Annotated in this window: 11 protein-coding genes; 9 read left to right on the forward strand and 2 right to left on the reverse strand. The window is 62.8% G+C overall.

Annotation, left to right across the window (positions count from 1 at the left end):
- Positions 1-149 precede the first annotated feature (149 nt).
- Together A3722_RS09175 and purL are read left to right on the forward strand one after the other, a co-directional pair.
- On the forward strand, positions 150-1,061 hold the full coding sequence (locus A3722_RS09175; protein WP_067626714.1) for a LysR family transcriptional regulator: 912 nt from the start codon (positions 150-152) through the stop codon (positions 1,059-1,061).
- Between the two features lie 285 nt (positions 1,062-1,346).
- Positions 1,347-3,506, forward strand: coding sequence for a phosphoribosylformylglycinamidine synthase subunit PurL (purL, locus tag A3722_RS09180; RefSeq protein WP_067916082.1), 2,160 nt, complete (start codon positions 1,347-1,349; stop codon positions 3,504-3,506).
- A 209-nt stretch (positions 3,507-3,715) separates the two neighbouring features.
- Here the strand turns inward: purL and A3722_RS09185 are convergent, their stop codons facing one another.
- Both A3722_RS09185 and A3722_RS09190 read right to left on the reverse strand, forming a co-directional pair.
- Entirely contained in the window at positions 3,716-4,975 is a 1,260-nt protein-coding gene (locus A3722_RS09185) for a vWA domain-containing protein (protein ID WP_067629098.1), read from the reverse strand.
- Between the two features lie 5 nt (positions 4,976-4,980).
- Positions 4,981-5,889 carry an AAA family ATPase gene (locus A3722_RS09190; protein WP_067629100.1) on the reverse strand — a complete coding sequence of 303 codons (909 nt, stop codon included), beginning with the start codon at positions 5,887-5,889 and terminating at the stop codon, positions 4,981-4,983.
- Between the two features lie 185 nt (positions 5,890-6,074).
- On the opposite strand from A3722_RS09190, the gene A3722_RS09195 reads away from it, so the two are divergent.
- The 7 genes from A3722_RS09195 (at position 6,075) to pyrC (ending at position 13,998) form a co-directional block, all read left to right on the forward strand.
- On the forward strand, positions 6,075-7,094 hold the full coding sequence (locus A3722_RS09195) for a glycosyltransferase family 2 protein (protein ID WP_067629102.1): 1,020 nt from the start codon (positions 6,075-6,077) through the stop codon (positions 7,092-7,094).
- Entirely contained in the window at positions 7,091-7,717 is a 627-nt protein-coding gene (locus A3722_RS09200; protein WP_067629104.1) for a sulfotransferase, read from the forward strand. Before A3722_RS09195 ends, A3722_RS09200 begins: the two co-directional genes overlap by 4 nt.
- Complete coding sequence (locus tag A3722_RS09205; protein ID WP_067629106.1) at positions 7,717-10,071, forward strand: glycosyltransferase family 2 protein; 2,355 nt, start codon at positions 7,717-7,719, stop codon at positions 10,069-10,071. The genes A3722_RS09200 and A3722_RS09205 overlap by 1 nt, the downstream gene beginning before the upstream one ends.
- Positions 10,072-10,074: 3 nt before the next feature.
- Complete coding sequence (locus A3722_RS09210; RefSeq protein WP_082849427.1) at positions 10,075-10,764, forward strand: FkbM family methyltransferase; 690 nt, start codon at positions 10,075-10,077, stop codon at positions 10,762-10,764.
- Positions 10,754-11,818: a glycosyltransferase family 2 protein gene (locus A3722_RS09215; RefSeq protein ID WP_067629108.1), complete on the forward strand. Its 1,065-nt coding sequence runs from the start codon at positions 10,754-10,756 to the stop codon at positions 11,816-11,818. Before A3722_RS09210 ends, A3722_RS09215 begins: the two co-directional genes overlap by 11 nt.
- 142 nt (positions 11,819-11,960) lie before the next feature.
- The gene (locus A3722_RS09220) at positions 11,961-12,920 is read left to right on the forward strand and encodes a phosphoadenosine phosphosulfate reductase (RefSeq protein WP_067629110.1); all 960 of its coding nucleotides are present in this window, start codon (positions 11,961-11,963) and stop codon (positions 12,918-12,920) included.
- 46 nt (positions 12,921-12,966) lie between these two features.
- Positions 12,967-13,998: a dihydroorotase gene (gene pyrC, locus A3722_RS09225; RefSeq protein ID WP_067629112.1), complete on the forward strand. Its 1,032-nt coding sequence runs from the start codon at positions 12,967-12,969 to the stop codon at positions 13,996-13,998.
- The last annotated feature ends 51 nt before the right edge of the window (positions 13,999-14,049 follow it).

Genomic DNA, 14,049 nt, shown 5'->3' on the forward strand with positions numbered 1-14,049 from the left:
TCAGTCTTGCATGATTGCCTCCTATATAGGTCACAGCTGCTGACCTGTATAGCAGTTATTCCGCAACGGCAGCCCTGCAGGGGACGGTTTGTGCTGTTTTCTCCCGGCTATTAAGGTAGGAGAAAGGCTGGGCAAGGAAAGTACGGGCCATGGATTGGGACAAACTCAGAATTTTTCACGCCGTGGCCGATGCCGGGTCGCTGACCCATGCAGGCGACAAGCTTAACCTGTCGCAATCTGCCGTCAGTCGGCAGATTCGCGGGCTTGAGGAACAGCTTAATACCAACCTCTTCCACCGCCACGCGCGCGGACTGATCCTGACCGAACAGGGTGAGCTTTTGTTCGACGCGACCTCAGCCATGGCCAAGCGACTTGACGCCGCCGCCGCGCGCATTCGCGACAGTGAGGAAGAAGTCTTTGGCGAATTGCGCGTGACCACCACCACCGGTTTCGGCACCCTCTGGCTCGCCCCGCGCTTGCCGAAACTTTATGAGCAATACCCAGACCTTAAGGTCGACTTAATGCTCGAAGAACGCGTGCTTGACTTGCCGATGCGCGAGGCCGACGTGGCGATCCGCATGAAAGAACCAAGTCAGGCCGATCTGGTGCGCAAACGGCTGATGACCGTGCGGATGGGCCTCTACGCAAGCCCTGAATACCTGGAAAAACACGGCACGCCGGAGCGGATGGAAGATATGGCAGATCACCGGTTGATCTGTCAGAACACCGACAGCGATCAAGTCGGCGCCGGGCTGCAACTGGTCAAAGAACTGATGATGTATGACCTGCGCTCGCTCTTGACGGTGAACAATTACTTCGGCGTGTTGCAAGGCGTGGTGCATCACCTTGGCCTCGGCGTGCTGCCCAACTACCTGATCCAAGACTTTCCGCATATCGTGCAGGTGATGCCCGATATCGAATCCGCCGAAGTGCCGGTCTACCTCGCCTATCCCGAAGAGCTTCGCCAATCCAAGCGCGTCGCCGCCTTCAAGGATTTTGTGCAGGAAGAGATCATAACCTACCGCAAACAATGGCGCGAACGGGTCGAAGGCGACAACTGAACCGCAGCCCCACCGCAAGCCATGCAATAAGCGCATATCGGCCATGATGACTTGCGATGTTAAATAGCCTTGATTTGAACAGCCCTGCCTCCTATTTCACCATTATGAAGATTGACGGCCTGAGGGCGCGTCGCTTCATACCTCCCTGTTGGACTTGGCCGAGCTTTTAGCTCGGCCTTTTTTTTTGGTCCATCGCCTTCTTTCAGCCCACAGGCGGCCAAAGCCACTTCCCCCCCGGCATTTCCCCTTGTATGAGGGCGCAAACGCGCCAGCCGGGGAATTTCCATGCAAGATCCAGCCATCACGCCCGACCTTATCGCCAGCCACGGGTTCACCCCCGAGGAATACGCCGAGGTCGTCAACATCCTCGGGCGCGAGCCAAACTACACCGAGATGGGCATTTTCTCTGCCATGTGGAACGAGCATTGCTCCTACAAGTCCTCCAAGAAATGGCTGCGCACCCTGCCCACCGATGGCCCGCAAGTGATCTGCGGCCCCGGCGAAAACGCAGGCGTGGTCGATATCGGCGATGGCCAAGCGCTGGTCTTCAAGATGGAGAGCCACAACCACCCCTCCTACATCGAACCCTACCAAGGTGCGGCCACCGGCGTGGGCGGCATTCTGCGCGATGTCTTCACCATGGGCGCACGCCCGATTGCTGCGATGAACGCGCTCAGCTTTGGCCGCCCTGATCACCCCAAGACCCGCCAACTTGTACATGGCGTCGTCGAAGGCGTCGGTGGCTATGGCAACTGTTTCGGCGTGCCGACCGTCGGCGGCGAAGTGCGGTTCGACACAGCCTATGATGGCAACTGCCTCGTCAACGCCTTCGCGGCGGGCCTCGCGGATGCCGACAAAATCTTCTATTCCGCCGCATCCGGCGTCGGCATGCCGGTGGTCTACCTCGGGGCCAAAACTGGCCGCGACGGTGTCGGCGGGGCGACCATGGCCTCCGCCGAATTCGACGACACCATCGAAGAGAAACGCCCCACCGTCCAAGTCGGCGACCCTTTCACCGAAAAGCGCCTGATGGAAGCCACGCTTGAGCTGATGGCAACCGGCGCCGTGATCTCAATCCAAGACATGGGCGCTGCGGGCCTGACCTGCTCCGCCGTGGAAATGGGCGACAAAGGCGGCCTCGGCGTGCGCCTCGACCTTGAAAAGGTCCCGACGCGGGAACCGCATATGACGGCCTATGAAATGATGCTCAGCGAAAGCCAAGAGCGTATGCTCATGGTCCTGCGCCCCGAGCTTGAAGCCGAAGCCAAAGCGGTTTTCGACAAATGGGACCTCGACTTCGCCATCGTGGGCGAAACCCTCCCCGAGGACCGCTTCCTCATCTGCCTCAATGGCGAGGTCAAAGCCGACCTGCCGCTGTCGAAACTCGCCTCCACCGCGCCGGAATATGACCGTCCTTGGGTCGAAACCCCTGCCGCCGCCGCTTTGTCCGACGCGCCCAGCATCGACCCGATCGAAGGCCTCCGCGCCCTAATCGGCTCCGTGAACCACGCCTCCAAAGCGTGGGTCTATGAGCAATACGACACGATGGTCATGGGCGACACCGTCCGCCTGCCCGGCCTCGGCGCTGGCATCGTGCGGGTCCATGGCACCGACAAGGCGCTGGCCTTCACTTCCGACGTGACCCCGCGCTACGTCAAAGCCAACCCCACCGAGGGCGGCAAACAGGCCGTGGCCGAAGCCTATCGCAACCTCTGCGCTGTGGGCGCCAAACCATTGGCAACAACAGACAACCTCAACTTCGGCAATCCCGAAAAGCCCGAAATCATGGGCCAGTTCGTCGGCGCGATCAAAGGCATCGGCGAAGCCGTGGGCGCGCTCGACATGCCGATCGTGTCGGGCAACGTATCGCTTTATAACGAGACTGACGGCAAAGGCATCCTGCCCACGCCCACCATCGGCGCGGTCGGCCTGATCGACAATGTCGAGCAGATCATCTGCAACCAGCTGTGCGAGGGGCATGTGGCCCTCTTGATCGGCAGCGCGGGCAGCCACCTCGGCCAATCCGCCCTGCTCGCCGAAGCCTTCGGCCGGGCCGAGGGCGATGCGCCCCATGTCGACCTCGTGGCCGAACGCCGCCACGGGGAATTCATCCGCGCCCAGTCAGGCCAAATCTCCGCCTGTACCGACCTTGGCGATGGCGGCCTCGCCCTCGCCGCCTTCGAGCTGGCCGAAACCGCTGGCATCGGCATCGAGATCGAGAGCGATGACACCGCAACCCTCTTTGGCGAAGATCAGGCCCGCTACCTTGTGGCCTGTACCGCCGAGGCCGCTGAGGCCCTGATCGCCGCAGGCAAAGAGGCCGGCGTGCCCGTGGCCCAAGTCGGCGCATTCGGCGGCGAGAAGATCAGCTTCGGCGCGGCCTCTGCACTGCTGGCAGATCTGCGCGCCACTTACCGCAGCACCTTTGCGCAAGCCTTCGCCTGAACCTCTGGTTTCGGAGCCGCCCTTGCTTGAGACCAAACGGTCGCGCGCAGGGCGGCGGGGCAAGCTAAATCGCCGAGGGGCCCCTTCAGGGGATGCGGCTATTTCGCTTGGCGCGACGACAGGCGGGTGACAGGCCGGGATCAATCAAGGGTGGTTCCGAAACCTTCTGGTTTTGGAGAGACCCGCAGCCGGCTCCCTCGGCCTCGCGCCTAGCCATCCGCGTTCAACCCCGCCAACATGCGCGCCTTTTCGCCCAGATCATCGGGGCGCGAGATCGCCTCGGCCAGGGCCTCCAGCGACGCAATCGAATGCCCTGCGCGAAAACTATCGACATGGGGCAACATCGCGCGAATGCCCGCCGCTTTGGGCGCAAACCCGTCCCACCTCAAAAGCGGATTTAGCCAGATCACCCGCCGCGCGGTCAATTGCAGCCGCTGCATCTGCCGCGCCAGTTCCGCCGGATCGTCCCGGTCCAACCCGTCGGTGATCAGCAAGACCACCGCGCCCTGTCCCATGACCCGCCGCGACCAATCGCGGTTGAACGCTGCCAGCGCGGCCCCAATGCGCGTCCCCCCCTCCCAGTCCTGCGCCTGCGCGCCCGCCGCTGCCAGCGCCGCATCCACATCGCGGGTCGCAAGATGCCGGGTGATATTGGTCAGCCGCGTGCCAAAGGTGAACCCGTGCACCTGTGCCCAGCCCGCGCCCTTGCTGTTGGCCACCGCGTGCAGGAAATGCAGGATCACCCGACTGTATTGGCTCATTGAGCCTGAGATATCACAGAGCACCACAAGGTTGGGATAGCGCGCGCGCGGAGTCATCCGGTAGAGCCGTTCCATCTCTCCCCCGCGCCGCAGCGCCGCTTTCATCGTGCGTGCCACATCAATCCGCCCCTGTGCCGCTGCCACATTCCGGCGGCTCGGCATCGGCGGCACCGGGAGTTCCAGCTTGGCCAACATCTGCTTCGCCTGAGCCATCTCGGAAAGGCTCATCTGTTCGAAATCCAGCGTCCGGAGCCGCTCGCGCGCCGACATCGTGAGGCTCGCATCGACTTCAATGAGGGTCTCTTCCGGCTCGGGCTGCTCTTCTCGTTCCGGCGCTTCGGCCCCGTCCAGCAGGGCTTCTGCCGCGCGTTTCTCTGCCGGGGTTGCGGGGCGGTCCTCTTGCACACTGCGGATGGCGGGCAGCATCGCGGCCATCATATGTTCCAGATAGCGCGGATCGCGCCAATAAAGCCGGAATATCTGCGCAAAAACCCGCGCCTGTTCAGGGCGGTTCACGAAACAAGCGTGCAGCGTCCAATAGAAATCACGGCGGCTGGTGAACCCCACGGCGACGACAGCCTCCACCGCCTCCACCACGCGCCCCGGCCCGATGGACAGCCCCGCCCGCCGCAGGGCGCGGGCGAAATGAGTGATATTCCCCGCCAGCTTCGGGTCGTCCGGCAGGTCGAGGGGGGTCTGCTCAGCCATCCTGCTTAGGCGGGCACCAGCGACGCGCGGGCCTGTTCGAGAATGCGCGCGGCCTCGGACCCTTGCAGCTTGGCGATGTCGTCTTGGTATTTCAGCACCGCCCCCAACGTATCGGCGATGACCTCGGGGCTTAGGGTCGTTACATCCAAGGCCAGCAAACATTTCGCCCAATCGATGGTCTCTGCCACACCGGGTTTTTTGAACAGATCCTCCGTCCGCAATTGCTGAACAAAAGCCACAACCTCGCGGCTGAGCGCCTCTGCCGCCTCGGGCGCGCGGGCCGAAAGGATCGCCATCTCACGCGCCACATCCGGGTAATCGACCCAATGGTAAAGGCACCGCCGCTTCAGCGCGTCATGCACCTCCCGCGTGCGGTTTGAGGTGAGGATCACAATCGGCGGCTCCGGCGCACGGATCGTGCCAAGCTCGGGGATCGTCACCTGAAAATCGCTCAGGGCTTCCAGCAGAAAGGCCTCGAACGGGGCGTCGGTACGGTCCAACTCGTCGATCAGCAGCACCGGTGCGCCATTCTCATCCGGGCGCAGCGCCTGCAGAAGGGGGCGTTCGATCAGGTAGTCGTCGCTGAACAACTCTTGGGTCAGCGCGCGCCGATCCGCGCCACCGCCCGCCTCCGCCGTGCGGATCGCCACCATCTGGGCGGGGAAATTCCACTCATAAACCGCGCTCGACGCATCAAGCCCTTCGTAGCATTGCAACCGGATCAACCGCCGCCCCAACCCGGCGGCCAGCGCCTTGGCTATCTCGGTCTTGCCGACACCCGCCTCGCCTTCCAGAAACAAAGGCCGCCCCAGCGTAAGGCTGAGGAAAACCACAACCCCAAGCGCGCGGTCGCAAACATAGCCCTCAGCGCTCAGCATCTCTTGGACCGCGTCGATCGTATCAATGTTTTTCATGGCCCCAGTGGTGCATTCCCGCCCCGCCCCGTCAAGGGGTCTGAGAGAGCGCGGGCAGATTGACGTGATTTCCCCGCGCTGGCATAGTCTCAAGCAATAATCGACGGTCACCGAGAACAACGGGGCCACAGGGGCGGATATGGGACAGAGCATTTTCATCGCGATCCGGCGCGGCGGGGTCTGACATGCGCATCACCGCTGTCACCTGCGTCAAGAACGAAGGCCCGTTTCTGCTGGAATGGATTGCCTTCAATCGGGTGATCGGGGTCACGGATTTCCTATTCTATTCAAATGATTGCACCGATGGGACTGACCGCCTGCTCGACTCCCTTGGCGCGCAGGGCATTGTCACCCATCTGCCGAACCCGGCGACCAATCGAAACTACCAGATGCAGGCGCTGAAGGATGCCCGGCGCCAACCCGTCGTCACGCAGGCCGATTGGGTCTGGGTCGCGGATGTGGACGAGTTTCTAAACATCCATGTAGGCGACCACCGCTTGCCCGCGCTGATCGCAGCCTGCGGCGATCCGCAGGCAATCTCGCTGCATTTCCAGTTCTTCGCCAATGGCGGGATCGAGGAGTTCGTCGATGAACCGATCATCGCGCAATTTACCCGCAGCCATAACCCCGACATCTGGTGCGCCGATACGGCGATTGAGGTTAAATCATTGGTCCGGCAAGATTTCCCGCTAGGCTACTACGGCGCACACCGGCCTTTTCATGATGACGAAAAACACCAACCGCATTGGACCGATGGCGCAGGCCGACAGGTGCCCGCGCCCTTCCGCAGCGCTGCCAACAAGCGCCGCATCCGCGCCTTTCCCGCCCGCGGCGCGCGGCGTTTTGCGACCCTGAACCATTACGCGCTGCGCTCGCTCGACAGCTTTCTGGTCAAGAATGATCGGGGTGACGTGAACCGCGAACACCGCGCTTTTGATGACACCTATTGGCGCGACCGCAATGATGCAGCTTGGGAGGATCGCACGATCCAGCGTTACCTGCCCGCCCTGCGCGCCGAGATGGACCGCCTCAAAGCGCTGCCCGGCATCGCTGAACTTCATGCCAATGCCGTGGGCGCGCACCGCGCCCGCCGCGATGCCCTGCTGGCCGATCCGGCCTACCGCGCGATGCAGGCACAACTGCGCGAGGCCAGCCCCTACTCCGCCGCCGAAGCGCAGGTCCGCGCCGAGATTGGACTGAAATGACCGGCCCACGGATCATCAACCTTGGCCTGCCCAAGACCGGCACCACCACGCTCACCGATGCGCTGCGCCACGCGGGGCTCAAGGTCGCTGATTGGCGCATCCGCAAAGGGCAAAGCGCCCTGCCTGACATTACCGGAGAGCATGTGGGTCGGATCATCTATGCCGATTATTTTGCCAGCGGCGACCCGCTGGCGCGGCTGCAAGAATTCGACGTGATCAACGAGATGAGCGCCGTGCGCCATGACCGCAGCCTTTGGCCGCAGACCGACTGGGGGCTGCTGAGCGCCATTCAGCAGCACCACCCCGACATCAAGTTCCTGCTGTCGCACCGCGATCCGGCAAAGACGGCGAACAGCATGATGCGCTGGAACAATCTGGGCCGCCGCCGCCTGCCACAGGCCGATGTGCCGGGCCTGCCCCGCGGCTTTGGCCGCAGCGAGGCCGAGCTCGCCAAATGGGTCGAGGGGCATTTCACCTTTTGCCGCCGGGTCTTTGCTGGCTGCGCCAATTTTCTGGAATTCGACATCGAAGACCCCGGCGCCCGCGACAAGATCGCCGCCTACCTCGGCATCGACCTGCCATGGTGGGGCCAAAGCAACACCGGCAGAGAAGAGGCCGAGTGATGCGCCTCACCCTGTTCATCGGCCCGACTGAAAAAGCCGCCGCGCGACTGCGCAATATCTTGCAGCAGCAAAAGGGCGCGCTGTTGAAACAAGGGGTTTTGGCCCCCGATTGGAACCACGTCCGCCTCTATGCCGCCTGCGCCGCGCCTGATGCGGTTGGACTGCTGCGCTATCGACGCGGGCTCGACAGTGCTCTGATCGGCGCCACGCTGCGCGATGAATTCCACGCGCTGATCCCTCGTGACTTGGCCGAGACCCGCGCCGATCATGTGGTGCTCAGCGCGGCGCAACTCGGTAATCTGCTGTCGCGGCCTGAAGAGCTTACCCGTCTGCGTGATCTGCTCAGCCCCTATTTCGACGATATTCGCATTATCGCCCATCTTGAGGAACAGGCTCGCCTTCTCACCGCGCATTATTCCTTTGCCGTGACCGAAGGCCGGCGCCATCCGCTGACGCAGGAACTAGCCTTGGCGGAGCGTGGCAACTGGTGGCAAGGCGCGCTCGAACCTGCTGAGGATGCCCCCGACTTTGGCCTATTCTCGGATGTGCAAAACCCGCCCTTCTGGTTGGATTATCAAACACTTCACAGTCATTGGGCAGATGCCTTTGGGGCCGAGAAGGTCGAATTCCGCCCGCTCGACCTGCCGCATCTCCTATCCAAAGACGGGGCGCGGGAAGTTTCCGATAGCCTTGACCTGATCACGCCCCTCGGTTCGGTCGATCCAGGCCGCGCGCTTGCCCCTCTGCCCGCGCCTTGGCTGGCCCGAATGCGCGCGTTTAACGATGTGCTGATCCGCTATCTGCAAGTGCATGACCTCTCTTGCCCGCGCAGCACATGGACCCAGATGTTGCAGGCGCTGCAGATCGACGGGGCAGCGATCGCGCCCGGCAGTCTCGCCCCAATCTCCGACCATTTCGCCCGCGACAACGCAGCCCTCATCACCCGATATCCCGCGCTGGCTGCGGCGCTCACCCCCGACAGGCCAGAACCCCTTTGGACCGAAGCAGACCCCGAACGCGGCTTTCGCGCCACACAGTACCTCGCCGCTTTTGCCCACCGCATCCGAACAACCGCGACCCCTCTGGCGCAGAAACGCGCTGAGGCTGAGATGGCGCGCCAGTCGGCCGCGAAATTCGAGGCGATGCTATCGGACCCCGCCGCCTCAGAAGACGCCCGCGCGGCCAATGCCCAGCTTTTGAACCGGGTAAAGGTCAACCACGAGATGATCCTCAGCAGCCCCTTTCGCCCGCATAACGACACGGCGCCCGAGGGCGAAGACCAGCCCGCGCCCGCCTATACCACCGTCCCGCCGCGCCAATTACCGCCCGGCAACAGCGGCAATGTCATCGTCGGCTGCATGAAGAACGAGGCCCCCTATATCCTCGAATGGGTCGCCTATCACCGCGCAGTGGGCTTTGATAACTTCCTGATCTACACCAATGATTGCACCGATGGCACCGATGCCGTGCTCGGACGGTTGCAAGACATGGGCATCCTGCACCACCGCAACAACAGCGATTGGAAGGGCAATTCGCCCCAGCAGCATGCATTGAACCAAGCGCTGAAAGAGCCGCTGATCCGGGACGCCGAATGGATCGCCCATATCGATGTTGACGAATTCGTCAATATCCGCACCGGCAACGGCACGCTCAACGATTTTTTCGCCGCCGCGCCCGAGGCTACCAATATCGCGATGACTTGGCGGCTCTTTGGCCATAACGGGGTGACGGCCATGTCCGATGCGCCGGTGATCGGCCAGTTCGACCACTGCGCTCCCAGTTTTTGTCCGAAACCCCATACCGCATGGGGGTTCAAGACGATGTTCCGCAACATCGGCGCCTATGAAAAACTCTCCTGCCACCGGCCCAACAAGTTGGACGACGCGCAGGCGGAACGGGTCAAATGGGTCAACGGCTCGGGCCGCGACATGACGCGCGACGCGCTGCGCAACGGTTGGCGCTCTACCAAAAGCAACATCGGATACGACCTGCTGCAACTGAACCATTACGCTCTGCGCTCAGCCGACTCCTTTCTTGTCAAACGCCAGCGCGGGCGCGCGCTGCATGTCGACCGTTCCATCGGCATCAACTACTGGATCCGCATGGATTGGAACGATCACCGCGATCTCTCAATCCAACGCAACTTACCGCGTCTCCGCGCCGAGATGGACCGCCTGCTGGCAGACGAACAACTGCGCACACATCACCAAGCGGGCCTTGCTTGGCATCGCGCCAAGGCAGAAGAACTGCACCAGATACCAGAGTTCCGCGATCTCTACCGCCAAGCGCTTAACACCAAGTTAAGCGCGACTGAGCGGGTCGCCTATGCCCTCGCCCTCGACATGGAAAGCTGACCCGTGACCGACACCCCGCCTGACCCAAATTATATCCTTTCCCGCGGCATGAAGTTCCCCGATGAGCCCACGATCCTGCGCGGGCGGGTCCGCAAACTGCTGCGCCAAAATGCTTATGAGGCGAAAGAGAGCGAAGCCGCCCTGCGCGTATGCCGCGAGGGCGACCGAGTGATCGAACTGGGCGGCGGGGTCGGCTATATGTCGACACTGGTGGCCAGCAAACGCAAAGTCGCCTCAGTTCATTCCTTTGAAGCGAACCCCAACCTCATCCCCTACATCCGCCGGGTCCACGCGGCCAATGGGTTGAGCAATGCCCATGTCACCAATGCCATCCTAGGCCCCGCGCCCGGCAAGGTCGATTTCCACGTACGCGACCAGATCCTGTCCTCCTCCATGACCCGTTTCGAAGGCGAAGCCCCGCCCGAGACCCATCAAATCGACGTGCTGAGCGCGGCTGAGGTTTTCGCCGACATCGCCCCCAGCGTTCTGATCTGCGACATTGAAGGCGCTGAGGTCGACCTGATCCCGTCGCTGCCGCTCGACACTCTGCGCGCCGCCATCATCGAGTTGCACCCACAATGGATCGGCCCCGAGGGGGTCAACAAGGTGTTCAGCGCCTTCATGCAGGCGGGCATGGCCTATTACCACCGGGGCTCGCATAACAAAGTCGTGGCCTTCCGCCGTGAATGGTAAGGTCTCCCACCTCGCGATCCTTTGTGTGCGCAACGAAGGCGCATTCTTGCTGGAGTGGCTTGCCCATCACCGCGCCATCGGCTTCGATCATGTGCTGGTTTTTTCCAACGATTGCGACGACGGCACCGATGACATGCTTGACCGGCTGCAAGCGCTCGGCGGTGTCACCCACATCCGCAACGACGGCCCCTATGAGAAAGGCGGCATTCAGTTCACCGCGCTGAAGGCCGCTGCCGAACTAGAGATCGTGCAGCAGGCCGATTGGATCCTGCCCCTTGATGTCGATGAATTTGTAAACATCCATGTCGGCGATCACAGCCTCTCCGCGCTGCACGCCGCCCTGCCCGAGGCCACGGCGATCACTCTTACATGGCGGGTTTTCGGCAGCGGAGATCAGGTCCGCTACGAAGACCGCCCGGTGACCGAAGGCTTTACCCGCTGCGCCCCTGCGGTGATGCACTGGCCATGGCGGGCTGCCATGTTCAAAACCCTCTACCGCAACGATGGCACCTATGCGCAACCGGGCGTGCACCGCCCCCGTGGCCCCAACCCCGCACGGCTGGACCAATCCCGCTGGTTTGACGGCCATGGCCGCGCCCTGCCCGATCTCTTCAAGACGCGGCGCATTTTTTCAACCTACGGTCGGCAGAACTATGGGCTGGCCCAGATCAATCACTACCCCTTGGGCGCGATGGAATCCTATGTGCTCAAAGCCGACCGCGGGCGCGCGGTGCACCGCGCAGACATGCTGGGGCTGGACTATTGGGTAGAGCGGAATTTCAACACCGAGACCGACACAACCATCAGCGCCAGCGCCCCGGCGCGGGCCCGCGAACTCGCCGCCCTCAAGGCCGACACGACCCTCGCTGCCCTGCACGAAACGGCCGTCGCTTGGCGCCGTACCCGGTTCGACGCGCTAATGGCCCAAGAGCCATTTCGCGCCCTGTTCGGACGCCTGCTGATGGCCCCGCCAAGCCGTCCGGTCACCGCCAAAGCGGCGCGTATTATGCTGGACTATGCAAGGCGCGCCCAAGCCGCCGAGCCCTCCCAATAGCGCACTGCCACCACACCGCCCCCGGAAAACCGTCACATTCTCTTCAATTTCTCACGGATTTTCCGCATTTTCGCCCTATTATCCGGCTATACCCTGCTGAAACGGCGGTTCTGCCCCGCCCTGATAAGCCCGAGGATGCCCGATGCCGCGCGAGACGCCCACGATCGATAGCTCACTGGCCGATATGCCCAAACGCGACTGGCTGCGCGCAATAGAGGCCGTGGCCGAAGAGGATGGATATTTCCAATCCTTGGGCAAACGCCATTTCTCTGCCTTCATTGAGCGTGAGACCACCCTGCTGGTCACGTTTGAGACCTATCAAGGCATGCACGCCCTTTCCGACAAGGCGCAGCCCTTGGGCTGGGACATGGTTCGCAATCACGACTGGTCGCATCTCTGCCTTGCCAGCGATGGCGACACGTGGTTCCGCGCCGAAGAGGTCTATGCCTATTTCGACAGGTTAATCGACGACGGATTCTTTGATGAATTTGATCAAGTGTTGTTCTACGGCGCTGGCCCCTGCGCCTATGCCGCCGCCGCCTACTCCGTCGCCTCCCCCGGTGCGGCAGTCGTAGCGATCCAACCACAGGCCACGCTGAACCCGCGCATCACCGATTGGGACGACCGTTTCACCGATATGCGGATCCTCGATTTCACTTCCCGCTATGGTTATGCGCCCGATATGCTTGACGCCGCAGAACGGGTCTTTGTGCTCTACGACCCGCGAGAAAAACTCGACGCGATGCATGCCGCGCTATTTACCCGCGCCAATGTCACCAAACTGCGCATGCCCTTCATGGGCGATGCGCTGCAAACCGACCTGCTGGAGATCGACCAGCTTGACCCGCTGCTGCAAGCCGCCGCCGACGGCACGCTGGATGCGGCCCGTTTCGCCGCCCTCTTCCGCGCGCGACGCGACTACCTGCCCTACCTGCGCAACCTCAGCCAAGCGGTCAACGCCCAAGGCCGCGAGAGACTGCTCGAAGCGGTCTGCGCCAATGTCAGCGCGCGGATGAGCGCCCCACGCTTTGCCCGCCGCCTTGAACGCATTCGCGCCCGCCGAGAAGCCGCCGTGACAGAGGTGGCGACCGCCACCGGATAGGTTTTCAATCTGGCGCGCGCCCCCGCTCTGTGCTAGCCCCGCGGCCATGACACAAAGCTTCACGATCCGCCGTCCCGACGACTGGCACCTGCACCTGCGCGACGGCGACATGCTGCGCGCCGTGTTGCCCCATAGCGCCCGCGACTTTGCCCGCGCCATCATCATGCCAAATCTCGTGCCCCCGGTGGTCACCGGCGCACAAGCCGCCGCCTACCGCGACCGCATCATGGCGGCCCTGCCCGAAGGCGCGGATTTCACCCCGCTGATGACCCTCTACCTGACCGAGGACACAGACCCAGACGATGTAGCCCGCGCGCATGCGGATGGACTGATCCACGCGGTCAAACTCTACCCTGCGGGCGCTACCACCAACTCCGCCAGCGGCGTGTCCAACTTCGACAATGTCGCCCCGGTACTCGACCGAATGGCCGAAATCGGCCTGCCGCTTTGCACCCACGGCGAGGTCACCGACAGCGAGATCGACATCTTCGACCGCGAGGCCGTCTTCATCGACCGCGTGCTCGACCCAATTCGCCGCGCGCATCCTGCGCTGCGCGTGATCATGGAACATATCACCACCGCAGATGCGGCCGACTACGTGCGCAGCAACGACAGCGGCCTTGCGGCCACGATCACCACGCATCACCTCGTGATCAACCGCAACCACATCCTCGCTGGCGGCATCCGCCCGCATTACTACTGCCTGCCCGTGGCCAAACGCGAGACCCACCGCCGCGCCCTGCGCCAAGCGGCCACCTCTGGCGATCCGCGCTTCTTCCTCGGCACCGACAGCGCGCCCCATACCGATGGCGCCAAGCTGCAGCCCTGCGGCTGCGCCGGCTGCTTCACCGCGCCCAACACAATGTCGATCCTCGCACAGGTTTTCGAAGAGGACGGCGCCCTCGACAAGCTCGAAGCCTTCACCTCGCTCAACGGTCCCGCCTTCTACAGCCTGTCGCCAAACGAAACGCAGATCACCCTGCGCCGCGAAACACCGACACACCCAGCCAGCATCGACACCCCCGACGGCCCGGTCACGGTCTTCGACCCCGGCTTCGATCTGCACTGGACCACCTAATCTTCATCCTTTCTTAAATACCGATCCGACCTCTCCCCAGCCAAGGACGCC

It is taken from the genome of Sulfitobacter sp. HI0027 (assembly GCF_001634775.1).
Classification (GTDB): Bacteria; Pseudomonadota; Alphaproteobacteria; order Rhodobacterales; family Rhodobacteraceae; genus Sulfitobacter.